The organism is Fulvimarina fulva, assembly GCF_039652615.1.
In the GTDB taxonomy this organism is placed as follows: domain Bacteria; phylum Pseudomonadota; class Alphaproteobacteria; order Rhizobiales; family Rhizobiaceae; genus Fulvimarina.
This window is the reverse complement of record NZ_JBDJAC010000011.1, coordinates 118032-144984: the sequence shown is the minus strand read 5'-3', so window position 1 is coordinate 144984 and position 26953 is coordinate 118032. Positions and strand designations below refer to the sequence as shown.

The 26953-nt window shown below is 61.0% G+C and carries 24 protein-coding genes and 1 tRNA gene; 6 read left to right on the top strand and 19 right to left on the bottom strand.

From position 1 onward, the window contains the following. The 3 genes from ABDX79_RS15380 to ABDX79_RS15370 form a co-directional block, all read left to right on the top strand. On the top strand, positions 1 to 384 hold a 384-nt coding region (locus ABDX79_RS15380; protein WP_346221184.1), incomplete at its 5' end, for a hypothetical protein. Positions 385 to 888: 504 nt separating this feature from the next. Then, positions 889 to 1722, top strand: coding sequence for a DeoR/GlpR family DNA-binding transcription regulator (locus tag ABDX79_RS15375; protein WP_346221183.1), 834 nt, complete (start codon positions 889 to 891; stop codon positions 1720 to 1722). Then, on the top strand, positions 1719 to 2936 hold the full coding sequence (locus tag ABDX79_RS15370) for an MFS transporter (protein ID WP_346221182.1): 1218 nt from the start codon (positions 1719 to 1721) through the stop codon (positions 2934 to 2936). The genes ABDX79_RS15375 and ABDX79_RS15370 overlap by 4 nt, the downstream gene beginning before the upstream one ends. Positions 2937 to 3011: 75 nt before the next feature. Here ABDX79_RS15370 and grpE read toward each other — a convergent pair whose 3' ends face one another. The 4 genes from grpE to metH all read right to left on the bottom strand — a co-directional run bounded on the left by grpE (position 3012) and on the right by metH (position 9815). Continuing rightward, on the bottom strand, positions 3012 to 3698 hold the full coding sequence (grpE, locus tag ABDX79_RS15365) for a nucleotide exchange factor GrpE (RefSeq protein WP_463671185.1): 687 nt from the start codon (positions 3696 to 3698) through the stop codon (positions 3012 to 3014). Positions 3699 to 3875: 177 nt separating this feature from the next. After that, complete coding sequence (hrcA, locus tag ABDX79_RS15360) at positions 3876 to 4973, bottom strand: heat-inducible transcriptional repressor HrcA (protein WP_346221188.1); 1098 nt, start codon at positions 4971 to 4973, stop codon at positions 3876 to 3878. Positions 4974 to 5125: 152 nt separating this feature from the next. After that, positions 5126 to 5950: a 3'(2'),5'-bisphosphate nucleotidase CysQ family protein gene (locus tag ABDX79_RS15355; protein WP_346221180.1), complete on the bottom strand. Its 825-nt coding sequence runs from the start codon at positions 5948 to 5950 to the stop codon at positions 5126 to 5128. A gap of 67 nt (positions 5951 to 6017) precedes the next feature. Further along, on the bottom strand, positions 6018 to 9815 hold the full coding sequence (gene metH, locus ABDX79_RS15350) for a methionine synthase (protein ID WP_346221179.1): 3798 nt from the start codon (positions 9813 to 9815) through the stop codon (positions 6018 to 6020). Between the two features lie 169 nt (positions 9816 to 9984). On the opposite strand from metH, the gene ABDX79_RS15345 reads away from it, so the two are divergent. Further along, on the top strand, positions 9985 to 10605 hold the full coding sequence (locus tag ABDX79_RS15345; protein WP_346221178.1) for a Uma2 family endonuclease: 621 nt from the start codon (positions 9985 to 9987) through the stop codon (positions 10603 to 10605). Positions 10606 to 10643: 38 nt separating this feature from the next. Here the strand turns inward: ABDX79_RS15345 and ABDX79_RS15340 are convergent, their stop codons facing one another. The 4 genes from ABDX79_RS15340 to rbfA form a co-directional block, all read right to left on the bottom strand. Beyond that, a complete protein-coding gene (locus ABDX79_RS15340) occupies positions 10644 to 11579 on the bottom strand; it encodes an alpha/beta hydrolase (RefSeq protein ID WP_346221177.1) in 936 nt (311 codons plus the stop codon). Between the two features lies 1 nt (position 11580). Next, positions 11581 to 12672: a magnesium/cobalt transporter CorA gene (corA, locus tag ABDX79_RS15335; RefSeq protein ID WP_346221176.1), complete on the bottom strand. Its 1092-nt coding sequence runs from the start codon at positions 12670 to 12672 to the stop codon at positions 11581 to 11583. A gap of 108 nt (positions 12673 to 12780) precedes the next feature. Continuing rightward, entirely contained in the window at positions 12781 to 13767 is a 987-nt protein-coding gene (gene truB, locus ABDX79_RS15330; RefSeq protein ID WP_346221175.1) for a tRNA pseudouridine(55) synthase TruB, read from the bottom strand. Further along, positions 13767 to 14192: a 30S ribosome-binding factor RbfA gene (gene rbfA / locus ABDX79_RS15325; RefSeq protein WP_346221174.1), complete on the bottom strand. Its 426-nt coding sequence runs from the start codon at positions 14190 to 14192 to the stop codon at positions 13767 to 13769. Before rbfA ends, truB begins: the two co-directional genes overlap by 1 nt. A 418-nt stretch (positions 14193 to 14610) precedes the next feature. Between rbfA and ABDX79_RS15320 the strand changes: the two genes are divergently transcribed. Continuing rightward, positions 14611 to 16128: a peroxidase family protein gene (locus ABDX79_RS15320; protein ID WP_346221173.1), complete on the top strand. Its 1518-nt coding sequence runs from the start codon at positions 14611 to 14613 to the stop codon at positions 16126 to 16128. A gap of 135 nt (positions 16129 to 16263) precedes the next feature. Here the strand turns inward: ABDX79_RS15320 and ABDX79_RS15315 are convergent, their stop codons facing one another. The 4 genes from ABDX79_RS15315 to ABDX79_RS15300 form a co-directional block, all read right to left on the bottom strand. Next, positions 16264 to 16704, bottom strand: a complete 441-nt coding sequence (locus ABDX79_RS15315; protein ID WP_346221172.1) for a hypothetical protein — start codon at positions 16702 to 16704, stop codon at positions 16264 to 16266. Positions 16705 to 16956: 252 nt separating this feature from the next. Continuing rightward, entirely contained in the window at positions 16957 to 17778 is an 822-nt protein-coding gene (locus tag ABDX79_RS15310; RefSeq protein WP_346221171.1) for an MBL fold metallo-hydrolase, read from the bottom strand. Positions 17779 to 17890: 112 nt separating this feature from the next. Next, entirely contained in the window at positions 17891 to 18973 is a 1083-nt protein-coding gene (locus ABDX79_RS15305) for an endonuclease/exonuclease/phosphatase family protein (protein ID WP_346221170.1), read from the bottom strand. A gap of 245 nt (positions 18974 to 19218) precedes the next feature. Continuing rightward, positions 19219 to 19998, bottom strand: coding sequence for a 3-hydroxybutyrate dehydrogenase (locus ABDX79_RS15300; protein WP_346221169.1), 780 nt, complete (start codon positions 19996 to 19998; stop codon positions 19219 to 19221). 276 nt (positions 19999 to 20274) lie between these two features. On the opposite strand from ABDX79_RS15300, the gene ABDX79_RS15295 reads away from it, so the two are divergent. Further along, a tRNA-Thr gene (locus ABDX79_RS15295) sits at positions 20275 to 20350 on the top strand. Between the two features lie 341 nt (positions 20351 to 20691). Here ABDX79_RS15295 and ABDX79_RS15290 read toward each other — a convergent pair. The 7 genes from ABDX79_RS15290 to ABDX79_RS15260 all read right to left on the bottom strand — a co-directional run bounded on the left by ABDX79_RS15290 (position 20692) and on the right by ABDX79_RS15260 (position 26901). Then, the gene (locus tag ABDX79_RS15290; RefSeq protein WP_346221168.1) at positions 20692 to 21108 is read right to left on the bottom strand and encodes a hypothetical protein; all 417 of its coding nucleotides are present in this window, start codon (positions 21106 to 21108) and stop codon (positions 20692 to 20694) included. A gap of 22 nt (positions 21109 to 21130) precedes the next feature. Beyond that, positions 21131 to 21676, bottom strand: coding sequence for a chemotaxis protein CheD (locus tag ABDX79_RS15285; protein ID WP_346221167.1), 546 nt, complete (start codon positions 21674 to 21676; stop codon positions 21131 to 21133). Beyond that, positions 21673 to 22062 carry a response regulator gene (locus ABDX79_RS15280; protein WP_346221166.1) on the bottom strand — a complete coding sequence of 130 codons (390 nt, stop codon included), beginning with the start codon at positions 22060 to 22062 and terminating at the stop codon, positions 21673 to 21675. Before ABDX79_RS15280 ends, ABDX79_RS15285 begins: the two co-directional genes overlap by 4 nt. A 117-nt stretch (positions 22063 to 22179) precedes the next feature. Further along, entirely contained in the window at positions 22180 to 23202 is a 1023-nt protein-coding gene (locus ABDX79_RS15275) for a protein-glutamate methylesterase/protein-glutamine glutaminase (RefSeq protein WP_346221165.1), read from the bottom strand. Next, positions 23199 to 24116, bottom strand: coding sequence for a CheR family methyltransferase (locus ABDX79_RS15270; protein ID WP_346221164.1), 918 nt, complete (start codon positions 24114 to 24116; stop codon positions 23199 to 23201). The genes ABDX79_RS15275 and ABDX79_RS15270 overlap by 4 nt, the downstream gene beginning before the upstream one ends. After that, positions 24113 to 24580, bottom strand: a complete 468-nt coding sequence (locus ABDX79_RS15265) for a chemotaxis protein CheW (protein ID WP_346221163.1) — start codon at positions 24578 to 24580, stop codon at positions 24113 to 24115. Before ABDX79_RS15265 ends, ABDX79_RS15270 begins: the two co-directional genes overlap by 4 nt. Positions 24581 to 24585: 5 nt before the next feature. Continuing rightward, the gene (locus tag ABDX79_RS15260; RefSeq protein WP_346221162.1) at positions 24586 to 26901 is read right to left on the bottom strand and encodes a chemotaxis protein CheA; all 2316 of its coding nucleotides are present in this window, start codon (positions 26899 to 26901) and stop codon (positions 24586 to 24588) included. Between the last annotated feature and the right edge of the window lie 52 nt (positions 26902 to 26953).

The window sequence follows — 26953 nt, the reverse complement described above, 5'->3', positions numbered from 1 at the left end:
GGCAAAGGTACCGTCCAGAAAGCCAGGAACCGCAAAAACGCCGCCCACGTCTCTCTTTCTTCTCAATATCACATAACCAACTTGTCAAAGAACACGCAGTCACAAAAACCGCGCCGGACAAAAGCCAAAGACCGTAAAAGGCCATTCACCCATCCGTTGGAGAAAAAATCTTTCGTCCCGCCCGATCGATCCAGTGGACCAAATCCCGGAGGGCGAAAGCATTCCGCCGATATAGAAACACGTCACAAAAGCTTCAAGACCCAATCAGCGTTTCCGCCAATTGCAGCAATTCCAAATCCTCGGAACCACCGCCTCGAAGCCTGGGACCAGAGCGAGCTGGAGAGCTCGCCGGCGGCCCCTGCGCCGTCGATGAGCGGCATATAGGCCAATCAAATTCCAACCGTCAACAGCCAAATTCAAAAATCTCAAAGAAAATTCGCACCGCAACAAAACACGGCAAAACCACCCAAATGCTTGGAAAATAAGCTCTCCCCACGTCACCAATCCGTCAAACACAACAAATCAATGACAGAACCTCCAAACCCATAACCACGCCCCCAACACCACGCCAGGCATCCCCCTCCCCCGGACGCAACGCCCAGACGCAGCGCCAGACACGAACAAGCCTCAGCCCCCAAACCACGAAGATGGTGCAAGCGCCCGCCAACCATACGCGCGCCCATCCGCCGGACCGCAAGCGCGTGGAAAATCGCGGAGACAATTCGGAAAACGCAAGACAGAAGACAGGGCAGACGCCCGCGAGTAAGGCGCGCCTCGGTGACCCCCAATAGACTACCCCCTCGAAACGCTCCCGCATCGCCTCGCATTCGTGGTATTGCAAGGTTTTTCCGAATTATGCATGGTTCTGGAACGGTGATTGGAGGAACCATGACGGCAACCATCTCCCGGCAGAGGCTCGCAGACATTCGCGAGCGACTCGCAATGGAGGGGCAGGTATCAGCCACCCGGCTCGCGGCCGAATTTTCCGTTTCCGAGGACACGATTCGCCGCGACCTGCGCCTGCTTGCCGCCGAGGGCTATTGCGAACGTGTCTATGGCGGCGCGATTCGACCGAAGACCCTCCCTTCCAGTTTCACCCATCGACGTGACGAACAGACGGCGGTGAAACGCATTCTCGGACGGCTCGCGGCCGAACTTGTTCAGCCCGGCGAGACGATTTTCATCGATGCGGGCTCCACCAATCTGGAGATCGCCAGGCATCTTCCACGCCTCAAGCCGCTTACGCTGGTCACCAATGCGCCAGCCATCGCCGAGGCGGCGGCATCGCCCGACGGACCCGATATCGTCCTCATCGGCGGTCGCTTCGATGCCAATCTCGGTTCCTGCCTCGGTGGCAAGGCCCTTCGCGATATCGAGGAGATCAATCCGAGCAGAGCCTACATCGGCACCTGCGCTCTCTCCTCCGAAGGCGGACTATCGGCATTTTCCGCTGAGGAAGCCGAACTCAAGGCCGCGATCGCACGACGGAGCGCGAGGGTCGTCATCGCCGTGACGCGGGACAAGTTCGGCTATACAGCCCCATTCTCCTTCGCCGGTCTCGACGCGCTTGACCAACTGGTGACGGACGAGTGCGAACACGACTTGCTTCGCGATCTCAAGGGTCGGGGCGTGAACATCATAACCGCCGGTCGTCAGCCCGACGATGTGAACCGGACGGTGCGACCGGGCGATACATTCGAAGATCAGGACCAGGCCTCATGAGCGCTTTCAACCCGACGTCAGACCGCAAGGCGTCCCCGCGGCAGACCTTCATCCGCCTCGCGGTGAGCCTTGGCTTCTTCGTCAACGGGTTCGGCCTCGGCAGCTGGACGCCGGAAGTCCCGATCATCGGTGCGCGACTGGGCCTGACGCCCGCGACCTTCGGCTTCATGGTTCTGATCTTCGGTCTTGGCGCGGTCATGGCGATGCCGATCGTCGGCGCATTGATCGCCAAACGCGGATCGCGAGATGTCACAGTCGGAACGCAAGTCATCTTCGCGCTCGCCATCGCCTGCCTCACAACCGCCCCTCACCCCGCACTCGCGGGATTGGCGGTTTTCGTCTTCGGCATCGGGCTCGGCGGCATGGATGTCGCGATCAATGCGAATGCGGTGTCGGTCGAGCGTCACATGGATCGGGCGATCATGTCGTCCTGCCATGGCTTCTGGTCCCTCGGCGCCTTCGCCGGAGCCGGGCTTGGTGGCACGCTGATCGAAACCTTCGGTCCGGTCGGGCACACCCTCATCGTCGCAAGCTTTGCCCTTCTGACGCTGCTCTATGTGGCGCCAAACATGCTGGACGACAGACAGGCCCCCCTGCCCAAGGACACGACGGCGGCCCGCCTACCGATGCGGGACATGCTCGCAGCCCAGCGCACGCCGCTGCTTCTCGCAATCGCCATTGGTCTCGTTGCCCTCGGTGGTTTCGTCCAGGAAGGCGTGGTCATCGACTGGAGCGCGGTTTACCTGCGCGACGAGCTTGGCGTCACGCTCGCGGCCTCCGGCTTTGGTTTTGCGGCCTTTTCAGCAACGATGGCGCTGTTTCGCTTCATCGGAGACGGAATTCGCGAGCGCTATGGCGCCGTCAGAACCGTTCGCGTCTCCCTGATGATCGCCCTTTGCGGTCTCGTCGTGCTGATCTTCGCGAGCTCGCTGCCGACCGCCCTGATCGGTTTCCTCATTCTCGGCATCGGCTTGTCGAATGTCGTTCCGATCGCCTTTTCCGCCGCCGGAAACCTGAAGGGCCTCGCCGACGGCACCGGCATCTCCATTGCCTCCGCGATCGCTTATTCCGGCGGTCTGATCGCCCCTGCCCTCGTCGGGATCGTTGCCGCTGCCTATGGGTTTTCGACGATCTTCGCTGCCCTTGCCACGATTACCGTTGCGATCATGGCGTCGGCGAAGCTCCTGAAAAGGGCCGACCGCGACAGGGCGTGAGCCACAAACGAAAAACCCCCGAAGCCGATTCGGCTCCGGGGGCTGTCGAAAATTCATTCCGCATCAAGCGGTTGCTCAGAGAGAGCTGCCTGGCGCACTGGCCTGACCGGTGGTCTGCTCGGTCGCATCGTCATGGCCCATGGCGGGCTCGCTCGGCTTTGCGGCACCCTGCTTCGGGCCGCCCTTGGCAACGCCGACCATCGCCGGACGCAGCACCCGTTCGCCGATCGCGTAGCCGGCCTGAACGACCTGAACGACCGTGTTGTTCGGAACTTCCGGGTTCGGCACTTCGAACATAGCCTGATGGAAGTTCGGATCGAACTTCTGCCCTTCGGGATCGAGCTTCTTGACGCCGTGTTTTTCCAGCGAGGTCTGAAGCCCCCGCTCGGTCATCTCAACACCCTCGATCAGCGCGGTCAGGCCATTCTCGCCGCCGGCGCGGGCTTCTTCCGGCACCGCGTCGACGGCACGACGCAGATTGTCAGCGACCGAGAGCATGTCGCGCGCAAAGTTCGTCACCGCGTAACTGCGGGCGTCCTTCACCTCGCGTTCGGTCCGGCGACGCAGATTTTCCATGTCGGCGGCAAGCCGGAGCAGGCGCTCCTTCACATCGGCGTTTTCCGTTTCAAGCTCGATGATGCGCGCCTCGTAGCGCTCGGTGACGCCATCGCCCTCATCACTGGCTTCGGCGTCTTCGAAAGCGAGCGTCTCGTCGTCCTCGTTTTCGAGATTGGCGAATTCGCTTCTGCCGGTATCGCTCATCATGCCTCGACTGGTCCTTCGTGCATCGTGTCTTGCCCCGAGAACGCCAGGCCGCTTCGATCCGTGTTGAGCGGACCGCAGTGCGGAGCGTCGGGAAATGTCAGTATCTCGACCGCGCATATCGAATTGACGCGCCGGAAAATCAAGCCTTCGCACAGCGCTCCCCGCGATCTTCCCTCAGGGCCTCGACAGAAGCCGGGAGACCAGACGTGCCGTGTAATCGACCATCGGCACGATCCGGCGATAGTTGAGGCGCGTCGGCCCGATGACGCCGACGGCGCCGATCACCCGTTCGTAGCCGCCGCCGGTCGCCTCCTTCTCGTAGGGAGCAACGACGAGCGAGGAGCCGGACAGGGAAAAGAGGTTGTTTTCCTTGCCGATGAAGATGCGAACGCCATCGCCCTTCTCGGCAAGCCCCAGGAGTTCGATCATCCCGCTCTTGGTTTCCAGATCGTCGAAAAGCAGCCGAAGCCGTTCGAGATCCTCGGCCGCGGTCACGTTTTCGAGGAGGTTCGCGCGGCCACGTACGATGAGACGGGAAGGCTGATCTCCGCCAGCGCCCGACCAGACCGCGAGCCCCTGCTCCACCAGCTGCTGGGACAGAACGTCCAGCGCGGCATTGGTCTCGGTCTTCAGCTGGTCGATCCGCGCCCGCGCCTCTTTGAGCGTGCGGCCCGCCACATGGGCGTTGAGGAAGTTTCCGGCCTCTGTCAGCTGGGAATGGGTGACGCCCGTTGGCAGATCGAACAGGCGGTTTTCAACTTCTCCGTTGACGCCGACCAGCACCGCGAGCGCCCTGGTTGGCTCGAGACGGATGAATTCGATGTGCTTCAGTCTCAGGTCGGACGTCGCCGTCAACACGATCCCGGCCCCCCGAGACAGGCCGGAGAGCAGCTGGCTCGCCTCGGTCAGGAGCGAATCGAACGGTCTGCCGTCGCCGGCAAGACGAACTTTCTCCTCGATCTCCTCGCGTTCGGAGGCGGCGAGATCGCCGACCTCCAGAAAGGCGTCGACGAAGAAGCGCAGGCCGAGTTCCGTCGGCATGCGTCCCGCGCTGATATGGGGCGAATAGATGAGTCCGAGCGCCTCCAGATCGCTCATCACATTGCGGACCGAAGCGGGAGACAGCGAAGTGGTCAAGAGTTTGGAGAGCATGCGCGAGCCGACGGGCTCGCCCTGATCGAGATAGCTTTCGACGATCAGCTTGAAGATCTCGCGCGAGCGAGCGTCAAGCGGCTGGGGCATGTCGCCGAGCGGGTGCTTCAATTCGGTCATGGCTGAAGAGACTAGATAGTTTCGCGCAGTGATGAAACGGGCTTCGTCCGTTTTCATGTGGGTATCGATCGTTTCCCATGAAGGGCGGATCTGTGGATCGCCTGAGGCTTTTCGATCACTCGATCCCCTGAGAGGCGCGTTTTTGCTGGCGTTCAGCCTCTGCGGATCACGCCATCGCGGTCCAGGAGCTTCGGATCTCCGACTGCGATGAAGAAGCCGTTCGCGAAAACGTCTTCCCGCCTGATGCGCGTGCGTCCGTAAAGCCCGTAGAGAAAGGGTTCGCCGGAAGGCGTGACGACGCAGCCGCCGGCCGCGAGAAGAACCCCGTGACCAGCCGCCGTGTCCCACTGCATGGTCCGGTTGAAGCGCGGATAGAGATCGCCCCTGCCTTCCGCCAAGAGGCAGAGCTTCAGGGAGGAGCCTATGGCGATCGTTCCGGCGATGTCGAGGCCGTCGAGATAATCTTTCGTGGTGCTGCTCAGATGGTTGCGGCTCACCAACGCCTCGACCCGCTCGGGCGCCTCGCGCACGGCGAGCCTGATCGTCTCCCCGTTTCGCTCCACCGTCGGCTCAAGTCCGAGACCGCCGGAATAGATCTCGCCGGTCGCCGGAACACCGACGCAGCCGAAGACCGGCACGCCGTTTTCGACGATCGCGATGTTCACCGTGTAGTCGGGTTTACCGGCGATATAGCTTTTCGTGCCGTCGAGCGGGTCGACGAGCAGGAACCGGTCCCCGATCTCCGGCACGCGGCCCGCCGAAAAGCGCTCTTCGGCAACGATGGGGATCGACGACCGTGCCTCGATATGGGCAGTGATCGCGCGTTCCGCCGCACGGTCGGCCATGGTGACCGGCGAGGCATCGTCCTTGTATTCGACATGGACATCGGCATTGAGGGCCATGATTGCGTCCATCCCGGCTTTCACGGCCAGAATGATGTCTTGCGGGTCGATGTCCGCCGTTATCGCGCCCGGCAAATCGCTTCTCCGCAGATGGCCCTCAAAGGAGGAGACGTTAAGACGATCCGAGCAGTTTGGAAACCGCCTATTCGGCGGCTTCCTTGGTCACTTCTTCGTCGGGTCCCCCGACCTTCGCCGGCACATAGTTGAGAACCGGGCCAAGCCAGCGTTCGATCTCCGCTACTGGCATACCCTTGCGGGCCGCATAATCCTCGACCTGATCCCGCTCGACCTTGGCGACGCCGAAGTAATGGGATTCCGGATGGCCGATATAGAGGCCGGAAACGGACGAGGACGGCCACATGGCGAAGCTCTCGGTCAATTCGACGCCGATCTTTTCCTTCGCATCCAGAAGCTTGAAGAGGGTTTCCTTTTCCGTGTGATCCGGCTGGGCCGGATAACCGGGAGCCGGCCGAATGCCAGCATAGGTTTCCGAGATGAGATCTTCGTTAGAAAAGGCCTCGTCCGGCGCGTAGCCCCAGAACTCCTTGCGCACGCGCTCGTGCATGCGTTCGGCGAAGGCTTCGGCGAAGCGGTCGGCGAGCGCCTTGACGAGGATCGCGTTGTAATCGTCGTTCTGGCTTTCGAAGCGCTTGGAAATCTCCGCCTCTTCGAGACCCGCCGTGACGCAGAACCCGCCGACATAGTCCTGAACGCCGCTATCCACGGGCGCGACGAAGTCCGACAGGGCGATGTTCGGCCGGTCTCCGCGCCGCGCCAGCTGCTGGCGAAGGGTGAAGAACGTCTGGAGCTCCTCCGACCGGGCCTCGTCCTTGAAGAGCTTGATGTCGTCGCCGAGGGAATTGGCCGGCCAGAAGCCGATGACGGCTTTCGGCGTGAACCATTTCTCGTCGATGATCTTTTTCAGCATCTCCTGGGCGTCGGAATAAAGCGAGCGCGCGGTCTCGCCTTGGCTTTCGTCGTCGAGGATCGCCGGATAACGCCCCTTCAGCTCCCAGGACTGAAAGAACGGCGTCCAGTCGAATGTTTTGGCCAGATCCTCCAGATCCCAGTCCTCGAACACCTTGATGCCTGTGAAGCTTGGTGCCTTCGGCTTGTAGCCTGTCCAATCGATCTTCACCGGATTGGAGCGGGCATCGGCGAGCGTCAGGCGCTTCTTGTCGCGCTCCGACTTCAGATGTTTTTCGGCAACCTCGGCATATTCGGTGCGAACCTTCTGGATCGCGGTATCCCGGGTCTCCTTCGACAGAAGCCCGGAAACGACGCCGACAGCGCGCGAGGCGTCGTTCACATGGATCGCCTGCCCCCTCGAATAGGCCGGGTGGATCTTCACGGCGGTGTGGACGCGACTCGTCGTCGCCCCGCCGATGAGAAGCGGCAGGTCGAAGCCCTGCTTTTCCATCTCGGCGGCGACGTTCACCATCTCATCGAGAGACGGCGTGATGAGGCCGGACAGGCCGACGATATCGACCTTGTGCTTCCTAGCTTCCTCGAGAATCTTCGCAGCCGGCACCATGACACCGAGATCGATGACCTCGTAATTGTTACAGGCGAGAACGACGCCGACGATGTTCTTGCCGATGTCGTGGACGTCGCCCTTCACGGTCGCCATCAGGATCTTGCCCTTGGCTTCCTGCTTGCCGCTCTTTTCCGCTTCCATGAACGGATTGAGATAGGCGACCGCCTGCTTCATGACCCGCGCCGATTTCACGACCTGCGGCAGGAACATCTTGCCGTCGCCGAAGAGGTCGCCGACGACATTCATGCCGTCCATCAGCGGTCCTTCGATGACGTGCAGCGGACGCTCGGCCTTGAGCCGCGCCTCTTCCGTGTCCTCCTCGATGAAGGTTGTGATGCCGTTCACCAGCGAGTGGGTCAGCCGTTCGTTGACCGGCTTCTCGCGCCAGGAGAGATCCTTCTCCCGGCCCTTCGAGCCGCCCTTGTCCTTGTACCGCTCGGCGAGCTCCAGGAGGTTCTCGGTCGCGTCCTCGCCGTTCTTCGGTTTGCGGTTGAGGATCACGTCCTCGCAGGCCTCGCGCAGCTCATCGTCGATCGCATCGTAGACGATCAGCTGGCCGGCATTGACGATGCCCATGTCCATGCCCGCCTTGATGGCGTGGTAGAGGAACACGGCATGCATCGCCTCGCGCACGGCGTCATTGCCGCGGAACGAGAAGGAGAGGTTCGAAACGCCGCCGGAGATATGGACGAGCGGCATCTTCTCGCGGATCTCGCGCGTCGCCTCGATGAAGTCGACGCCGTAATTGGCGTGCTCCTCGATACCCGTCGCGACCGCGAAGATGTTCGGATCGAAGATGATGTCTTCCGGCGGAAAGCCCACCTCCTCGGTGAGAATCCGATAGGCGCGCTCGCAGATATCGACCTTGCGCTCCTTGGTGTCCGCCTGACCGGTTTCGTCGAACGCCATGACGACGACGGCAGCGCCATAGGCGCGCACGAGCCGCGCATGTTCGCGGAAGGCGTCCTCGCCCTCCTTCATGGAGATCGAGTTGACGATGCCCTTGCCCTGGACGCATTTCAGGCCGGCCTCGATCACCTCGAACTTGGAGGAATCGATCATCACCGGCACACGCGCGATATCGGGCTCGGACGCGATCAGGTTCAGATAGTCGACCATCGCCGCTTGAGAGTCGAGCAGGCCCTCATCCATGTTGACGTCGATGATCTGGGCGCCGTTCTCAACCTGTTGGCGCGCGACATCCAGCGCAGCGGCGTAGTCATTTTCCTTGATCAGCTTTCGGAAACGGGCAGACCCCGTGACATTGGTCCGCTCGCCGACATTTACGAACGGAATTTCCGAGGTCAGCGTGAACGGTTCGAGGCCGGAGAGCCGCATCAGCGGCTTCTTCTCGGGCAGTTTGCGGGGCGCATAGTTCGCGACCGCCTTGGCCACCGCCGCGATATGATCGGGCGTCGACCCGCAGCAACCGCCGACGATGTTGACGAGGCCGTCCTTGGCGAACTTCTCGACCTCGGCGCCCATCGCCTCCGGGCTCTGGTCGTATTCGCCGAATTCGTTCGGCAGGCCGGCATTGGGATAGGCGCAGACGAAGGTGTCGGCGGCCGCGGAAATCTCGGCGAGATGGTCCTTCATCGCCTCCGCGCCGAGGGCGCAGTTGAGACCGATCGTGAAGGGGCTGGCGTGGCGCACGGAATTCCAGAATCCGGTCGGGGTCTGGCCCGACAGGGTGCGGCCCGACAAATCGGTGATCGTGCCGGAAATCATGATCGGAAGGCGAACGCCACGCTCCTTGAAGATCTCCTCGCAGGCAAATATCGCAGCCTTGGCGTTCAGCGTGTCGAAGATCGTCTCGATCAGCACGAGATCAATGCCGCCATCCATCAGCCCGCGCAGCTGCTCGCCATAGGCCTCGCGCAATTCGTCGAAGCTCGTTGCGCGATAGCCGGGATTGTTGACGTCCGGAGAGATCGAGGCGGTGCGGTTCGTGGGACCGAGCGCACCGGCGACGAAGCGGCGCTTGCCGTCCTTGTCTTCGGCCCGCAGACAGGCCCGCCGGGCGAGCCGCGCACCGTCGCGGTTCAGCTCGTAGACCTGATCTTCCATCGTGTAGTCGGCCTGGGCGATCGAGGTCGACGAGAAGGTGTTGGTCTCCAGAATATCCGCGCCGGCCATGGCGTAGTTGAAATGGATGTCCTCGATTTGCTTGGGCTGGGTGAGGTTCAGAAGATCGTTATTGCCCTGCAGGTGGCATTCGCACTGGCCGAAGCGGTGGCCGCGAAAATCCTCTTCGCCAAGGCCCAGAAGCTGGATCTCGGTTCCCATCGCGCCGTCGAGCACGAGAATGCGCTCCGAGACGGCATTTTTCAAAGCTTCCAGGGTTTCCGCAGGATTGCGGCCTTCGGTCATCGGTCCGAAGAGCTGGTCGGTCGTGTCGGACATGGATCGATCCCTTTTAGAACGTTACCTGCGAAATCACATAAAGATATGTTTATGTCAACAACTCGCCAGTGCCACCGGACCTCCGAAACAGTCCCGACATGACTCGTCAAATGGCTCAAAACGCCCTTATAATCCAGAAAGAAGCGCAAGAAGGCACGAAGCTGTCACCATGTCCGCATTGTCCCGCGATGTCCTTGAGGCTGGCGATCAGGCGCCGAACACGACCCAGGCTGCGGAAGGCTTGCCGCGCCGTCGCTTTTCGGTCGCGGAAATCGAGGCCTTCGTGCGCACCGGCCTCATCCCCGAACACGAACGGTTCGAACTCATCGGCGGGGAGATCGTCCCGATGTCACCAAAGGGCATGCGCCACGAGCGTATCAAGACCTGGCTTGCCAAGACCCTTTACCGGCAACTTCCCGATCGCTTTCTGACGACGTCCGAAACGACATTGAAGCTCGGATCTGATACATTCCTGGAGCCGGATTTTGTGCTTTACGAAACGACATCCGGCATAGGGAGCCTCGATCCTTCGACCTGCCTTCTTGCGATCGAGATCGGCATATCGAGCCTTGCCTACGATCAGGGTCCGAAGGCCGCGATCTACGCCTCCTTCGGTGTCCGCGAACTCTGGGTGATCGACGGAACGCGCCTCAAGACCCGCGTCTTCCGCGAGCCCGGCCCGGACGGCTATGGCTGGATCGCCGATCATGCGCCGACCGAAGCGCTCGAACCGCTCGCCGTTCCGGGCTTTTCGCTCACACTTTACGATTACGAGAGTTTCGAGGGCTGACCGGCCACCAGCCGGACCGCCTTAACTTCGACCAGACTCTATCCGGCGTCGAGGAATTTGCCGATCATCTTTTGCGCTTCTTTCCCCTCGTCGATCCAGCCGGCCATTTGGAAGATGCCGTGGATCGTGCCTTCAAAACGCTGGTGATCGACCGTTACGCCAGCCTCGGCCAGACGATTTGCGAAAGCCTCTCCCTCGTCGCGCAGCGGATCGTGTTCGCAGGTGACGAGAAGCGTGCGTGGCAATTTTGCGAGATCGCCGGCCATCAGTGGCGAGACCGCGGGTAAGGACCGGTCCGCCTCATTCGGCACGAAGAGGGCGTTCTCATAGAGAAGGGACTCCTCGGTCATCACGTGTCCCGCCTCCGATCGAAGCGAAGGATGATCCCGGTCAGGGCGCAGATCCGTATTCGGATAGAGCATCACAATGGCGTCCGGCAGCGGATCGCCCGCATCCCTGAGTGCGATCGCCGTGAGCGCGGCGAACATCCCGCCGATGGAATCGCCCCCGATCGTGATGCCGCTTTTCGCGCAACTCAGACCGCTCGCTTGTGCCATCAGCGCCCGTGTCGCGGCGATGCAATCCTCCTGCGGGGCGGGCGACACATGCTCCGGCGCCAGACGATAATCGACCGAGGCGATGGTCCGTCCGGTCGCCCCGCAGAGCTGGCGAAGCGCGGTATCGTGACTGTCGAGGGAGCCCGCCATCGCGCCGCCACCGTGATACCAGATCAGAAGCTTCGGGTTTTCCGCCATCGCCGGCCGGTAAACGCGAACGCCGATTGCGCCTGCCGGCCCGTCCAGTTCAATGTCTTCCGTCAGGATGCCGTCGGGCGGAGAGCCCGAATAATCCGCCATCGCCCCGGTCAGGGCGCGCGCCTGTTCCAGCTTCTGCGCCTCGTCGCGAGGCGCCGCCTGAACGCCAACCTTGCGCGCGAGATCGGCAAGAACGCTCTTGGCCTGATCGCTCAGCATGTCAGATCCATCTCCTGCGCTTGAAATAGATCAGCAGTCCGACCGCGATCACGAGCATGATGCCGAGCGCGATCGGATAGCCGATCGGCGACTGGGTCAGCGGCATGTTCCAGGGCGAAATGCTCGGATCGAAATTCATCCCCCATAGCCCGGCGAGGAAGCCGAGCGGGATGAAGATCGTCGAGATGATGGTCAGAAGGTTGATCACCTCGTTGGTCTGCGCCGCCGAGAGCGTCATATGCAGGTCTACCAACCCGCCCGCCGTGTCGCGATAGGTGTCGTTGATATCGATCAGCTGGTCGCAATGATCCTGTACGTCCGCAAGATAGATCTTGGCCTCTTCGGAAAACCAGGGCCGATCGAGGCGTATGAGCGCGCTCAGGGCATCGCGCGTCGGGCGCACGAAGCGCTTGAAATACAGCATCTCTCGCCGCATGGCGTGGAGTTCCGGCACCTGAACGACACCGACATCCTCAAAGATCTCGTCCTCCAGCCGATCGATCTTGTCGGTCTGCTGATCGACGATCGGGAAATAGCCATCCACGACCGCATCGATGAGCGCATAGGCGAGATAGTCGGCCCGGCCCGCATGGAGGCGCGGGGCACCCTTCCGGATCCGGTTACGCACGGGATCGAAATTGTCGCCCGCCCTCTCTTGAAAGGTCAGGACAAACCGATCGCCGAAGAACACCGAGAGCTGCTCGGACCCACCCTCGGCATCCAGCATCCGCATCACCACGAAGGCGTGCGCGGCAAAGGCATCGCATTTCGGTCGCTGATCGGTGTTGACGATATCCTCCAGCGCCAGCTCGTGCAGGCCGAAGGCCTCGCCGATACGCTTGATCAGGTCGACATTTAAAAGCCCGGTGAGGTCGAGCCAGACAAGAGGCCATTCCTCCCGCTTGGCGAGCGCCGTGTCGAGATCGATATCCGCGATCTCCTCGTAGCGCCCTCCCCCGATGCCGCAGAAGTTCAATCGCGATCGTTCGGCCTCGGGATCGGCAATGAGCTGCCCCGGAGGCGCACCGATCTCCGATCGCTTTGCTTTTTCAGCCTTGCGCCTTCGGTGCTTGCCGAACGGTATCTTCACCATGGCCGTCCCTTCGTCGTCTTTGGCCCCCGCAGCGCGGGGCACCCTTGTCGATGATGGTAAGGCCAGAGCGGGCAGCCGGTTCCACGAAGCGGCGCTCGGGGAGCGCGCCTATCCCTTGCCGCCGAAGACCCTCTTGGGATGGAACGAGCCCTGATCGATCGCGCCGAGCGCAATCAGCCGGCCATGGCCGGTGGCGAAGGCTTCCTCGCAAAAGGCTGGCGCATCGCGCCCGCGCAACAGCACGGAATTGCCGGCCAGCACACGGCCCGCCTGATCGTCGCTCAGCATCACCTCGTAGAGTTCCGAGAGCGCCGCCTCCGGTTCGATGACATATTCGTCGAGCGGGCCGAAATCGAGGATACGCGCTTTCGCACCTGACTCGATCGCTTCCTCGTCCAGCTCCTCGCGGTTTTCGTCGGCAACATCGATCAGCTCGTCGAGGGGCACCATGTCCTCCTCCGTGAAGGCGCCGACGGCGGTGCGGCGAAGCTCCGTGATATGGCCCTGGCAGCCGAGATCACGGCCGAGATCGCGGGCAATGGCGCGCACATAGGTGCCCTTGCCGCATTCGGCTTCGAACACGGTCGTATCGTCATCCGGCATCTCGACAAGATCGAGGCTGTGCACCGTCACGACGCGGCTTTCGATCTCCGGCGCCTCGCCGCTGCGGGCAAGATCATAGGCTCTTTCGCCGCCGATCTTGATGGCGGAGAAGGAGGGCGGAACCTGTTCGATATCGCCGATATAATTCGGCAGGAGATCGCGGATCTCGTCCTCGCTCGGACGCAGATCGGAGGTCTCGACGGCCTCGCCCTCGGTGTCGTCCGTCGTGGTGCGAATGCCCCAGCGCACGGTGAACCGGTAGGTCTTCCGACCGTCCATCACATAGGGAACGGTTTTCGTCGCATCGCCGAAGGCGATCGGCAGCATGCCTGAAGCCAGCGGATCGAGCGTCCCGGCATGTCCGCATTTCTGGGCGGAATAGAGCCATTTCAGCTTGCTGACGCAATCGGTCGAGCCCATGCCCTTCGGCTTGTCGAGGATCACCCAGCCGCTGATCGGCCGGCCCTTCGGCTTCTTTCCACGGCGCGCCATCAGTTCGTCTCTCCCTGACTGCCGTCGTCCTCGTCTTCGTGAAGATCGCGCTGGACCTCCGGCGATTTCAAAAGCGCATCGATCCTTGCGAAGTTGTCGAAGGAGGTGTCCTCGCGGAAGCGTATTTCAGGCATGTACTTCATCTGCTTGAGGGATGGCGTCACACGGCCGCGAATGAATTTCGCATTGTCGTTCAGCGCCTTGATGAACGGCTGGATATCGTCCTGACCGAGCACGGTGACATAGGCCGTCGCAATCTTCAGATCGGGCGACATGCGCACTTCCGAGACCGAGATCACCGCGCGTTCGAGCAGCGGATCGCGGATTTCGCCGCGCTGCATCACTTCGGTCAGGGCGTGGCGAACCTTTTCGCCAACGGAAAGCTGGCGCTGGCTCGGGCCGGCGCCGGATTTGGATCGGGCCATAAGGGGCCTTTCGGAGTCTCTACTGCCGCCTTTTCCGGCCAATCGACCTCTCATCGATCGAATGCGACGAGGCTTCGTTCCTGCTTGACGCGAAACGAGGATCGGACAGCGGCTTTGTTCTGCTTGTTTCACTCACCGCCAGGGATGGGACTTGCACGGTGATGGGTTCGGAGCGGGGTCATCGCCGATTGCGCCGGTCGGTGTCAAGCGTTCAGCGGGCGAGCGCACACGCAAAGGCGACGCGCAGCGCCCCAGTCCCTTTTAGAAAGCAACACTCAAAATTGTTATAAATAAAACGCATAAACGCGCGCCACTTCGCAAATGCAGCAATCGCGCTAAAAGTTTTAACTCTATATTGACTTAAAGGAAACTCCTCGTAGAATGAAGTAGAAGGGTCGCAACTCGAAAGAGCATCCTCATGTCGCACGGAGGCCAGTCTCGCTCCGAAGTCGTCGCACCGCGTTCGAAGTTCTACCAAGGTCCGTTTGGACGCATCTGCGCCGATCTCGAGCCCTATTTCCCAAACAAACTGAAGGGGAATCCGAAAAAGGAAAAGGACCCTCAAGCACTCGAAGACCTGATGCTGAAGGTCGCTGCCAGCATGGTCGAAAAGGACGACGATGCAGCAGGTGAGTCCGATATTCCCGCGGGCTACACCTATTTTGGCCAGTTCGTCGATCACGACATCACATTCGATCCGGCCTCCAGCCTGATGCGCATCAACGACCCGGCCGGGCTCTTCAACCATCGCACGCCACGGCTGGATCTCGACAATGTCTATGGACGCGGGCCGGAAGACTCGCCCTATCTCTATCAGCGGGGCGACAAGGCAAAGCTCCTGATTGGGCAGATCGAGAAGGACAAATACCCTGATCTGCCGCGCAACAGCGAGACTGTGGCCCTGATCGGCGATATGCGAAACGACGAGAATTCGATCGTCTCACAATTGCAGCTCGCCTTCCTGCTTGCCCATAACCGGCTTGTCGATATCGCGCGCAAGAAGAAGAAGCCGGATCCGTTCGAAGCAGCCCGCACGACGCTCCGCTGGCTCTACCAGTGGGTCGTCTGGCACGATTTCCTGAAAAGGGTCTGTGACCCGGCGACCCGGGAAGCCGCGCTGGTTCTCAGGGACCATGGTGGTGGCAGCAAGTCCATGGAGCTGGGTTTCAAGCACGTCTACAACTGGAAGCACCATCCCTTCATCCCTGTCGAATTCTCCGTTGCGGCCTACCGCTTCGGTCATTCCCTCGTGCGCAACAGCTATCAGACGAATGTCGAGGTCCGCGGATTCGGCAACTTCGCGCCGATTTTCGACATGTCCGGCACGCCGGACGACCCGGACAGCCGGAAGGACTTGAGCGGCTTCCGCAGGATGCAGCCGGACAACATCATCCAGTGGGACTGGTTCCTGCAGATGGAATCATCCTCAGGCCCCTTTCCTCAGTTGGCGCGGAAGATCGACACAAAGATGTCGAAGGCTCTGACGACCTTGCGCGACGAGGAAGAGCCTCTGAACAAGCTCGCCTTCCGCAACCTCATGCGGGGCCTCAAGTTCGAATTGCCCCGTGGCCCCGAGGTGGCGCGCAAATACTGCCTCCCGACCGTCAAGGCCGATGCCCACGCGCTGTGGTATTACATCCTCAAGGAAGCGGAAGACGGGGGCGGCAACCATCTTGGCCCGCTCGGCTCGCTCATCGTCTGTGCGACATTCGCAGGTCTGTTGAAGGGCGATCCCTGTTCCTGGGTCAACGTGAAGCCGTGTTGGACACCGGACGACGACGATCTCTTGTCGAGCGAGGACGAGATCACCGGCAAGCCCTTCAATCAGGATGGCGACAACAGCGCCTGGGGCCTTCCCGCGATCATCCGCCTGTCGGGCCTCGCCGTCGACGGCAGCGGCATCGACCGCGTCAGAAAGAACGGCCCGCACCCGTAAGCCGGCCAAAGAACCCCATCGGAGAGTGGATTGACCCAATGGGTCGATTCACGCCCGGTGAACGGCTCAAATGCCGCTTGGACGTCCGTCGGACCTTCGATGACATCGGCCACGCCAAAGCAAGGCTGGCAGCCCCTAATCGAGAAGCGATCTCGTGTAGATAATGCTTCGATCGGGCAAGATCGCGCGAAGGGATTCTGGACGTCTAAGTCCTTTCAGACCTTCCCCGTCAAATAGTATGTTGATGTCCGTAATCGTCTCGCCGTCAGATTGAAAAACGCAGACCATCGCACCCTCTGCGTTTCCCAGCTTACTCTCGAATCGCGCATCTGCGTATATGAAAAGATATCCGTCATGAGTTTCGAATTGCCCATTCTGTCTGACAGCGATCTTCTCAAGTCCATCATAATCGTTTGAGATACTTTCCTGTATCGCTGAAAGGCATTTTTGGTCCTGCGATTTCATTTGCTGGTCATAGTATTCATACGCTCTCTCGATCGTTGGATTCGACTGCGCAACAGCACTTGCTGCAAAGGTCGCAACCAGACCGAATGAAAACAAGCCCAGAAATCTCATCGATCTTTATCCTTTAGGCTGCTCTTTGGATGAGAAAACACCATCGTAGGCCGGTCTGCTTATGGATGATGGCCAGAAACGGAATTCTGAGGGCGCCTCCATCCCGAGCGTTTCAACGCTGGCTCTTAAAACACTCGCAGAATAGTCTGTTTCAGCCTCGTGTCGCGAAATTGATTGTCTCCGACACCGCTCGCAACGCCGAGCGGTCACCGGTCCGACGTCGATTTTGGTCCATATCGAAGCGGCGCGTCCTTACGCGTCGCTGTCCCGCCCCAGCCATTCGATATGCTGCTCGATGGACCTATCCATGATCGCCCGGCCGCCCGCTCCGATCGAGCGATCCCAGAACGCGCCATAGACGGCGTCGAAGTTCACACCTTCGAGACGCTGTCCGATCCGCCGGACCAGGATTTCGCCAAGCGGAAGATAGTTCGGATAGGATCGCATGAAGCCCAGCCGGTCGCAGCCGGGCGTCACCTGCAAAACGTCGCCCACCATCAGGGCGCCCCTGCCCTCATGAGCATCGGCGACGTGAAGCACGCAAGCCCCCGCGAAATGCCCGCCACAGCGGATCATGGTCACGCCCGGCAACAGCTCCTTGCGCTCGCCCTGCCATGCATCGAGAAATGCCCCCGGCCGCATGACCCAGCGCGCATCGTCTTCATGGATATGAACCGGGATACCGCCGAACGCCGCCGACCATTCGGCCATGGACGAATAATAATGGGGATGGGATATGGCGATCCCGGCCAGCCCGCCGAGCCCGTTGACGATCTCAACGATTGCGTCGTTCACCAGCGGCACGCAATCCCACAACAGATTGCCGTGGGGCGTCTGGATCACAAAGGCCCTGTTGCCGATCCCGAAATCCGGCAATGGCGATAGGCTGAGGAATTCACCTTCCCTTGCGATCTGAAACCGCCGTCCGGCCCGCATTGTCTCGAACGAGACCCAGGACTGCCCCTTGGGCGGAACAAACTGACGATGGTCCGTGCAGATCGGACAGCCATCGGGCGCCGTGTCCGAGGGCGGGTACTGGGTGCCGCAGGCGGTGCAGAGATAGGTCGTGCTCACGAAGCTGGTCCCGCATTGGATCGTCCTTGGGCCGAACCTACCGTCTTCGAACGCCGGGTCGAGGTTTCATGCTCTTGCTTCGAGCGCCTTGACCCTGGCGCGAAACGTTATCTCACGATTTCATTGCCTGAGCCGCATCAATCGCCTGATGCAATTCCTCGCGATCGCCCGCCTCGATCGACGGCGCGCTCTGACGTGGTGCTGTTCCATCGCCGATACAAAGCGTTGCGAGGATCGGATAATGATCGGACCCCACATCCGGTAGGCGCTCGAAAGAAACAAGGCCGATCTCGTCCTGGAACAGTACGTGATCGAGCGGCCAGGCCATGACCAGATTGTGCGCGTCATAAGTCGGGATGACGCCGCGTCCGACCCGTGGATCGAGGAGCCCGCCGACACGCATGGCCCGGCGAACGATCCGCTCCCACGAGACGGCATTGAAGTCGCCGGCTGCGACCAGTGGCGCAGCCGTGTTTTCGGCATGGAACGCCATCTGCGCGATATGGCCGTCCCGCATGGTCGTCGGCTGATCGAAGGACTGGGGTGGGCGCGGATGAAGACCCATAAAGGAAAATTCTGAGCCATTGGGAGCAACGATCCGCGACTGGACGGTCGGTGTCACCGCATCGAAATAGGCGATCGTTTCGGGTTCGATCAGTTCGAGCCTGGAAAAGAAATGGAGCCCGAAGAATGTATCGCCATCAGGGATCTGCTGAACGGCGTTCGCGTAACGCGCCTCGAGCGGTTTAAGGGCATCGTCCCACCAGGCGTCGGTTTCCATGACGAAGAGCAGATCTGGATCCGCCATGTCCAGGACATCCATGAATTTCTGGATGTCGCGGTTCCCGCGCTTCACATTCGAACTCATGAGCGTGACGGTCGCGTTTTCCGGGCAGGACGCGACCTCGGCAGCCATGGGCGCAATGACAGGGCTGTAAGGATAGAGCCGGTAGGCGTGGTAGCCGAGAAGACCGACGCAGACGACGGCAATCGCCGCTCCGACCTTCTTGCCCCCTCCCGTCAGGACAACGATGACTGCAAGGACAAGGACCGCAATCAGCATCACTGATAGCTGCAGCCTGATGAAGTCCATATAGCGGATCCACCAGATATTCGTCTCGATCAGCGGAACGAGGGTTGCGACCGCGAGGACCGCAGTGAGCATGAAAAGGAAGACGAGAAAAAGGATGCGCAAGGGCTGCGGCTCCGGTTGCGTGACGAAAGCCGCGTGCGGATCTTCTCACGGCAGGAACATGGAGCAAGGACCACCCAATGTCTGTCACCGGCCCCAGCACAGGATCGGACGTGCAGGGATCGGTTTTGACCTGGCAAGTCCTCAACGTGAGCGCTGTGGATCGGTTCGTCGCCGCAACATGACAATCCCGGTTGCGGGCAACGACCCGGCTTCGCCGGAGGCGAGCCGGGCTTGGTTCGTCCCGTTTAGCCCATATACCAGCCATGGCTCGCGGTGATCGACTGACCCGTCAGCGCATTGGTCTTGAAGGCGGCGAGGAAGACGGCGACATCGGCGACATCCTGAATGGTGGTGAATTCCGTATCCACGGTCTCGCCGAGCATAATCTTCGAGACGACCTCTTCTTCGGATATCCCGAGATTTTGCGCCTGTTCGGGGATCTGCTTCTCGACCAGCGGCGTTTTCACGAAGCCCGGACAGATCACGTTGGAGCGCACGCCGTGCTTGGCGCCCTCCTTGGCCATCACCCGCGCCAGACCCAGAATACCGTGCTTTGCCGACACATAGGCCGTCTTCAGCGCAGACGGCTCATGGCTGTGCACCGAACCCATATAGATGAGCGAGCCGGATTTCTGCGGATACATGTGCTTCACGCAGGCCTTGGTCAGCAGGAAGGCACCACCCAGGTGAATGTCGATCATCTTCTTGAACTGGTCGTAAGGGAAATCCTCGATCGGGTGGACGATCTGGATACCGGCGTTGGAGACCATCGTATCGATCCTGCCGAACCGGTCGGCGACCTTGTCGACGCCCGCATTGACCGCGGATTCGTCGGTCACATCCATTTCGACGGCCATCGCTTCGCCGCCCATGCCCTCGATCTCGGAGACGACCTTGTTTGCGCCGTCCATGTTGATGTCGGCGATGGCGATCTTCGCGCCTTCCTTGGCGTAGCTCAACGCGATCTGGCGGCCGATCCCGGAAGACGCGCCTGTGACGATCGCGACATTGTCCTGAAGTTGCATGATGATGCCTCCTTGCCGTTCCATGTAGGCGGGGCGCGGGATTCGAAATGCCTGCGGATTTGCTTCGAATGGCGTGAGCCCGGCCGGACAGTGGATATTTGCTTTGCTCGGTGAACGGCGCATCGTCGCCGCCGTTGCATGAATTCGGCTTCATGTGGCCAAAGGCAAGGCACCGGAACGCATCATCGTCTTTCTGGAAATTTCGCCTCTCCGGCTGCTTGAACGCGGCGCCGTTTGGCGTTATCAGGGCTCACGTTCAGCCGAGCAATCGGCCGGGCCGCTTTAGCTCAGTTGGTAGAGCAACGCATTCGTAATGCGTAGGTCGCGTGTTCGAGTCACGCAAGCGGCACCACTTCTCATGCTATCATTTGCACGATACCTGGTCCGGCAGCTCTTGCCGGTTTGGCGAAAACGCTCGACGGCGGATTGACCGTTGCGTAGCCCACCGGGTCCGCATCATTCCTCAAGCCAGAAAACTCACAGTCTCGGAACGACAAGATTGCGGCCGCATCGCTCGATCCCGGCGACAGTTCAAGACGCCATCCGGGCTACCGACGGTCTTCCGAAGCCGATGGTTTGAAAATATCCACAGACAGAAAACCGGACGCGGATTGACCCGATGGATCAATCCGCGTCCGGCGAATGGCTTAAACGTCTGTCGGTCTCTGCGCCCGGCCATCCGGGCGCGGGACGTCAAAAATACTCGGACTCGCCCGCCTCGGTCACATCGTGCGCCTCGACCGGATCCACGTCTGTGATGGTCGGCTCCGTCGTCGCCATGAGGCGATAACACAGATCGCTCATGAGCAGAGACTGCTGGACAACCTCCCTCTCCACCTTCGTCTCGAAGGGGATCGTCAGCGAAACGCTTTCAAGCAGGCGCGCGAGGTTCGACAGGATTTGCGCATTCCGGTCGATCGCCTGGAGCTTGACCATGGCATTGGCGTCGAGGTTGTCGGCTTCGCCGAAGACATCGCCCAGTTCTTCCACCGCATGGGCGGTCAAATTCACCTCGTCGGCAATGGCGACGATCAGATTGGACAGGAAAAGTCCGCTGTCCTCCGCCTTGTCGAATTCATTGTCGAGTTTTTCGGCTGTCGCACAATCCATTGAACCGGCCATCCATGCAAGATCAGAAGAATTCGACTTCGCCGAGCGAAGACGAAGGCGGCGGGGTAAAGGTCGGCCGCGCGACGATGGGCGCGCTCTTGTCGCTCAAGAGCAGGCGCCGCGAACGGCCGCTCAAAGGAAAATATTCGATACGCCGTCCCTGAACACCGCCGACATCGACGCAGGCGGTCGGAATACCTTCCATCGCCAGAAAGCGCACCGCGAACTCCGCGTTCCGCGCGCCGATATCGGTCTGAAGCCCCATCGTGCGCGCGCCACCGAAGATCTTGGCCTCCAGCGCATGGCGCCGTGCCCCCTTCTTCAGGAGCCCGTTGACGAGCACCTCCATCAGATAGGCCCCGTAACTTTCCGATCGGCTGCCGACACCATTGCCGCCCTCGCCGGGAAGCAAAAAGTGGTTCATCCCCCCGACGCCGGCATCGCGGTCGCAGATGCAGGCTGCAACGCAGGAACCGAGAAGGGTCGTCAGAATGATATCCTGATTCGTGACGTAGGCCTCACCCTGAATGACGTTGTGTTTTCTCTGGGTGCTCTTGAACGAGTTCATTGTAAACGACCCACGACCGCTTCGATCGTTTTCTGGAGGACAGGAACCGTGATCGGCTTGAGCAGATAGTTGTTCGCTCCGAGCGTGATCGCCTTCTGCACGAGTTCACGGTCACCGCGTCCGCTGAGGATGATGAAAGGCGTCTTCGCCGTGGGGCGATAGCTTCTCAGCGCCTTGAGAAGCTGAAGCCCGTCGAGCTTTGGCATGTTGAAGTCCGAGATCACCATGTGCGACGGGCTCGCCATCATCATCTTGAGGGCTTCTTCCCCGTCACCCGCATAGGTTACGTTCGGAATACCAAGCTGATGCAGCGCATCCACGACGAGCATGCGACTTGTCCGGTGGTCGTCCGCGATCAGAACCTTCAAAGCTTTTTTAGAGGCCATCTTACCCACCATCCTTGTGCCGGGTCGGGCGCCTGCCAACCGACCTGTGCGTTCGCGTGTACGTCATCAACGTTTAGATCTTCTTGAGACCGCTCCCCCATTCGCGAGGGATGCGATCTAGCCGAACATTTCGGCTGTTATTTTCTTGAGCGGCGTTCCCTTGTTCACCGCGCCGATCTCATGGGCAGCTCGCGGCATGCCATACACGAGTGAGGTTGCCTCATCCTGTGCAACAGTGCGCCCGCCCGCCTCGCGGATCGTCAGAAGTCCCTGGGCGCCGTCCCGGCCCATGCCTGTCAAAAGGATACCGCTGGCCGACCCGCCATATTGCTCGGCAACCGATTTGAAGAGCACGTCGACGGACGGGCGATGGCCCTGAACCGGCTCCTGGTCACGATAGACGCAACGGGCAACGCCTGCCTTCTTCACGACCAGATGCCGGCCACCGCGCGCAAGATAGATATGGCCGCGGGTCAGTGGATCTCCGTCCCGTGCCTCCGAGACCTTCGCCTTGCAGGCGCGGTCCAGGCGGCTGGCGAACGAGGCGGTGAAGGTTTCCGGCATATGCTGGACGATCACCGTCGGCGGACAGTCCTCGGGATAGTCCGACAAGAGCGCGATCAGGGCCTCCACGCCGCCAGTCGAGGCGCCGATGCCGACAATGTCGGGCCAGGCGGTCTTGCGCTGGTGATTGGCAGAAGCTGGCGCCGGGCCCTCCGCCGAGCGCGATGTGCGCTGGCTGATGCGCCGTCCGGCGGACGCAGCCTGCCGGATCAGGTTCGGAAGGGCGTCGAAGGTCGAGCCGGCCGAGCCATTGGGCTTTCCCACACAATCGAACGCGCCGTATTCGAGCGCGGTGATCGCCGCGGACGCTCCAGGTGCCGTCAGGGAGGAGACCATGATGACCGGCATCGGCCGCAACCGCATGATCTTTTCCAGAAACTCCAGACCGTCCATTCCCGGCATCTCGACGTCGAGCGTCACGACATCGGGATTGAGCTCCTTGATCTTCTGGCGTGCATCGGCCGCGCTTTTCGCTTCGCCGACGATGGTGATATCGTCTTCCTGCTTCAGGGCGTTGCGCAGAAGCATCCGCATCGTCGCGGAATCATCGACGATGATGACCTTGACCGGGCTCATCGCGATCCTCCCTTCAGGCGGTATGTCGTCGAGGCCTCGACCGCCAGATGCTGGGTCGCGGCACCGCTGACACGCTCGGAATGACCCACATAGAGGTAGCCGGCCGGATCGAGCTTATCGCAGAAGCGGTGCCAGATGGCCTCGCGGGTTGCCTCGTCGAAATAGATGAGGACATTGCGGCAGAAGATCGCATCGAAGACACCGCTCATCGGCCACGGACCGATCAGGTTCAGTTCGCGAAAGGCGATCATGCTGCGCATTTCGGCGACCGCTTCGTACTGCTTGCCCCCACCCTTCGGCGTGAACCAGCGCTTCTTCAGATTCGGAGCCACCGGTTCCACGGCGGCGTCGTCGTAGACGCCCGCCTTGCCGAAGGCGACCACATAGGGATCGATATCGGTGGCGAGAATCTTGATGTCGTATTTCGGGGCGTCCGGCATCATCGACAGGATCGTCATCGCGATCGAATAGGGCTCGTGCCCGTTCGAACAGCCTGCCGACCAGAACCGCACGCGTCCGCCTTTCTTGGCCGCCTCGATCAGCGGCGGGAGCGTCACTTCGCGCATATGCTCGAAATGATGGTTCTCGCGGAAGAAATGGGTGACGTTCGTCGTCAGGGACGCGAGCATCTCGCGCCGCTCCGCCTTCCCGGCCTCGCTGGTGATCAGGTTGCAGTAATCCTGAAAGCCGGACAGGCCCAGCTTGCGCACGCGCTTGGCGAGACGCGAATAGACGAGCGCCATCTTGAACGGCTTGAGGACAATGCCCGCATCCTCGTAGATGACCGCGGCAATCGTCTTGAAGTCCTTTTCCGAGAGCTCGAACTCGCTCGCGCGCTCGCCCCGTGCCGCAGCCGCTCCGGCTGCTGGTGCGCCCGCAGCCTTCGAACGAAGAGCAGGAGCTGCCGAGGTCATGCCGCGATATCCATGCGCTGGGGATGAATGCTCGCCGCTTCGATGATCGCGATCATCCGGTCGTCGATCGTCATCATACCCGAGACGAAGGAGCGAGCCCGCTCGTTGTTGAGATCGGGATTCGGCTGGATCATGTCTTCGGTCACACCCAGAATGTCGGAGACCGCATCGACGAGCAGGCCGAACAATTGCTGGCCGAGCTTGACGACGATGATGACCGAGCGCGCCGTCGGCTCGATGGCCTTCAGACCCATGCGCAGGCCGAGATCGATGACCGGCAGTACGGTACCCCGAAGATTGATCACGCCGACAATGTAGTCTGGCGTCTTCGGCAGCGGCGTTGCCGCCGTGTAGCCGCGGATCTCCCGGACCGTCCGGATGTCTATGCAGAATTCCTGCTTGGCCATCCGGAAAGAGATGAGTTCGCGCTTTTCGCCGCTTTCCTTGCTCACAGTATTACTCATCACGCTTACTCCGCCGCTATGGACATGATTTCTTTGGAAGGACCGCCTTCGGCCCGGCCCGACGATGTCAAGGCATCGACATCGAGGATGAGAGCGACACGCCCGTCGCCCATGATCGTTGCAGCCGATACACCGTCGACCCGGCCGTAATTGGTCTCGAGGCTCTTGATCACGACCTGGCGCTGACCCTGGATCGCATCGACCAGAAGGGCCTGCCGGGTTCCGTTCTCGCTTTCCACGAGCACGGTCACACCCTCGCTTGGTTCTTTCTGTTCGCTGCGGAAGCCGAGGCAGCGCGCCACGTCGATGACCGGAAGATACTGATCGCGAAGCCGGATCAGATTCGTTTCGTTGCAGAAGTTCTGCACGTCCGAATGGTTGGGCTTCAGCGTTTCCAGAACCGCGGTCAACGGCAGGACCAGCGTATTGTCGCCAGCCGACACGATCATGCCATCGAGGACGGCAAGCGTCAGCGGCAGGCTCAGTGTGAACTTCGATCCGACGCCGGGCTGGGAGGCGATCGACACCCGTCCGCCGAGCGACTGGATGGACTGCTTGACGACATCCATGCCGACGCCGCGACCCGAAAGTTCGGAGGCCTGTTCCTTGGTCGAGAAGCCCGGACGGAAGATCAGGTTGTCGATCTCTTCGTCAGTGAGATTGGCTCCGGCGGGAACCAGGCCCTTCTCGATCGCGATATCCAGAACCCGCTCCCGATTGATGCCGGCACCGTCGTCGCTGATCTCGATCGCGATCCTGCCGGAGCGGTGGGCTGCGGACACCCAGATCGTGCCCTCCGCCTTCTTGCCGGCGGCGATCCGGGCTTCCGGCGATTCGATGCCGTGGTCGATCGCGTTGCGGATCATATGCGTCAGCGGATCGGACAGACGCTCGATGACGGTCTTGTCGACCTCGGTATATTCACCCTCGGTCATGAGCCTGACGCTCTTACCCGTGAGGCTGCAGACCTCGCGGACGAGGCGGGGAAGCTTCTGGAAAACCGATTTGACCGACTGCGCGCGGATCGCCATGACACTGTCCTGAAGCTGACGCGTCAGCTGTTCCAGGTCTTCGAGACCGAGCGTCAGCTCCGATGCGGGCGCAAGTCCGGCCTGCAGGGCACGCTGCGACAGCATCACCTGATGGATGACAAGCTCGCCGACGAGATCGATCAGGCGATCGACACGCTCCAGATCGACGCGGATGCTCGTCGAGGCCGGTGCGTTGCGGTTTTTCGCTTCGCCCGAAGCAGATGCCGCCTCGTTGGCCGCTTCGTTGACGGGCTCGCCGGCATGCTCGACCTGTTCTTCGGGAAGTTGGGCCTCTACGCGCTTGGTCTCGACCTCCGGATGAACTTCGGCGCTTGCGGCTTCCACTTCGGTCGTGTCGTCGTCGGAAGACGGGATATCCTGGCCACCTTCGGGATCGTCGTCCCCGGGCGTCTCGTCGGTTACCGGATCGCCGAGATTGAGCATCGCCAAAAGGCTGGCGACGTTATTGTCGAGGTCTTCACCGGCCAGCGCCGGCTCGCCTGCGTCGTCGCCGTCGACGGACTCCTTGTCGATGGCAAGCTCACAATCGCCCTCGACGAATTCGAAAATCTCTTCGATCGCACTGCGCGGCGCGCTGGTCTCGAGGCGGATGTCCCAGGAAAGATAGGCCGCTTCCGGATCGATCGTGTCGAGATCGGGAATGGCGCTCCGGTCGCAGCGCACCTTGGCCTTGCCGAGAGCAACCACTTCGCGGATGAGCCGCATGCTCTCATTGGCATTGGCATAGAGCGCGGGAAGCGGCTTGAACGCGATGTTGAAAACATTCTCGCCGCCCTCGTCGTCGCCGTCGATCAGCTCGTCGAGAGAAATCTGGACAGGCGTGAAGTCGAGATCGCCCATCCCATCGTCATCGTCGTCCATGGGAAGAACCACAGCGCCGGGAACAGTGCCCTTCAGCCCGTCGAGCGCCTGCGCAACCTCCGCATAGCTCGCCGGATCGACCGGCTCCTCGTTGCGCGCCTGTTCGACGAGATCGATAAGCACGTCCGCCGAACGCAGCAGGATGGCAAGGACGTCCGGCGTCGGCGCGAGCTTGTCGGAGCGCACCGCATCGAGAACGTTCTCGAACGTGTGGGCAAATCCGACCAGCTCCGTCAGGTGGAACGCGCCGGCACCGCCCTTGATCGAATGCACGGCTCGGAACACCGCATGAACGGTTTCCGAGTCCGACTCGCCATTCTGCATGGCCAGCAAGCCTTGCTCGAGATCCTCGAGCTGCTCGGCGCATTCTTCGAAGAAGGTCTGGCGGATTTCATCCATCCCACTCATCGTCGATCCTTCGGTTCAAAGGCAAAAAGGATTGGTGCAGGGCGTCAAACCG

Excerpts from the sequence above, each read along its gene's own strand:
- ABDX79_RS15320 (WP_346221173.1), top strand. The coding sequence starts at position 14,611 with ATGTCGCACGGAGGCCAGTCTCGCTCCGAAGTCGTCGCACCGCGTTCG.
- ABDX79_RS15375 (WP_346221183.1), top strand. The coding sequence starts at position 889 with ATGACGGCAACCATCTCCCGGCAGAGGCTCGCAGACATTCGCGAGCGA.
- ABDX79_RS15370 (WP_346221182.1), top strand. The coding sequence starts at position 1,719 with ATGAGCGCTTTCAACCCGACGTCAGACCGCAAGGCGTCCCCGCGGCAG.
- ABDX79_RS15300 (WP_346221169.1), bottom strand. The coding sequence starts at position 19,998 with ATGCAACTTCAGGACAATGTCGCGATCGTCACAGGCGCGTCTTCCGGG.
- ABDX79_RS15315 (WP_346221172.1), bottom strand. The coding sequence starts at position 16,704 with ATGAGATTTCTGGGCTTGTTTTCATTCGGTCTGGTTGCGACCTTTGCA.
- ABDX79_RS15265 (WP_346221163.1), bottom strand. The coding sequence starts at position 24,580 with ATGAGTAATACTGTGAGCAAGGAAAGCGGCGAAAAGCGCGAACTCATC.
- corA (WP_346221176.1), bottom strand. The coding sequence starts at position 12,672 with ATGGTGAAGATACCGTTCGGCAAGCACCGAAGGCGCAAGGCTGAAAAA.
- hrcA (WP_346221188.1), bottom strand. The coding sequence starts at position 4,973 with ATGACCGAATTGAAGCACCCGCTCGGCGACATGCCCCAGCCGCTTGAC.
- ABDX79_RS15290 (WP_346221168.1), bottom strand. The coding sequence starts at position 21,108 with ATGGATTGTGCGACAGCCGAAAAACTCGACAATGAATTCGACAAGGCG.
- ABDX79_RS15345 (WP_346221178.1), top strand. The coding sequence starts at position 9,985 with ATGTCCGCATTGTCCCGCGATGTCCTTGAGGCTGGCGATCAGGCGCCG.
- ABDX79_RS15275 (WP_346221165.1), bottom strand. The coding sequence starts at position 23,202 with ATGAGCCCGGTCAAGGTCATCATCGTCGATGATTCCGCGACGATGCGG.
- rbfA (WP_346221174.1), bottom strand. The coding sequence starts at position 14,192 with ATGGCCCGATCCAAATCCGGCGCCGGCCCGAGCCAGCGCCAGCTTTCC.
- grpE (WP_463671185.1), bottom strand. The coding sequence starts at position 3,698 with ATGAGCGATACCGGCAGAAGCGAATTCGCCAATCTCGAAAACGAGGAC.
- ABDX79_RS15285 (WP_346221167.1), bottom strand. The coding sequence starts at position 21,676 with ATGAACTCGTTCAAGAGCACCCAGAGAAAACACAACGTCATTCAGGGT.
- ABDX79_RS15280 (WP_346221166.1), bottom strand. The coding sequence starts at position 22,062 with ATGGCCTCTAAAAAAGCTTTGAAGGTTCTGATCGCGGACGACCACCGG.
- ABDX79_RS15260 (WP_346221162.1), bottom strand. The coding sequence starts at position 26,901 with ATGAGTGGGATGGATGAAATCCGCCAGACCTTCTTCGAAGAATGCGCC.
- truB (WP_346221175.1), bottom strand. The coding sequence starts at position 13,767 with ATGGCGCGCCGTGGAAAGAAGCCGAAGGGCCGGCCGATCAGCGGCTGG.
- ABDX79_RS15270 (WP_346221164.1), bottom strand. The coding sequence starts at position 24,116 with ATGACCTCGGCAGCTCCTGCTCTTCGTTCGAAGGCTGCGGGCGCACCA.
- metH (WP_346221179.1), bottom strand. The coding sequence starts at position 9,815 with ATGTCCGACACGACCGACCAGCTCTTCGGACCGATGACCGAAGGCCGC.
- ABDX79_RS15340 (WP_346221177.1), bottom strand. The coding sequence starts at position 11,579 with ATGCTGAGCGATCAGGCCAAGAGCGTTCTTGCCGATCTCGCGCGCAAG.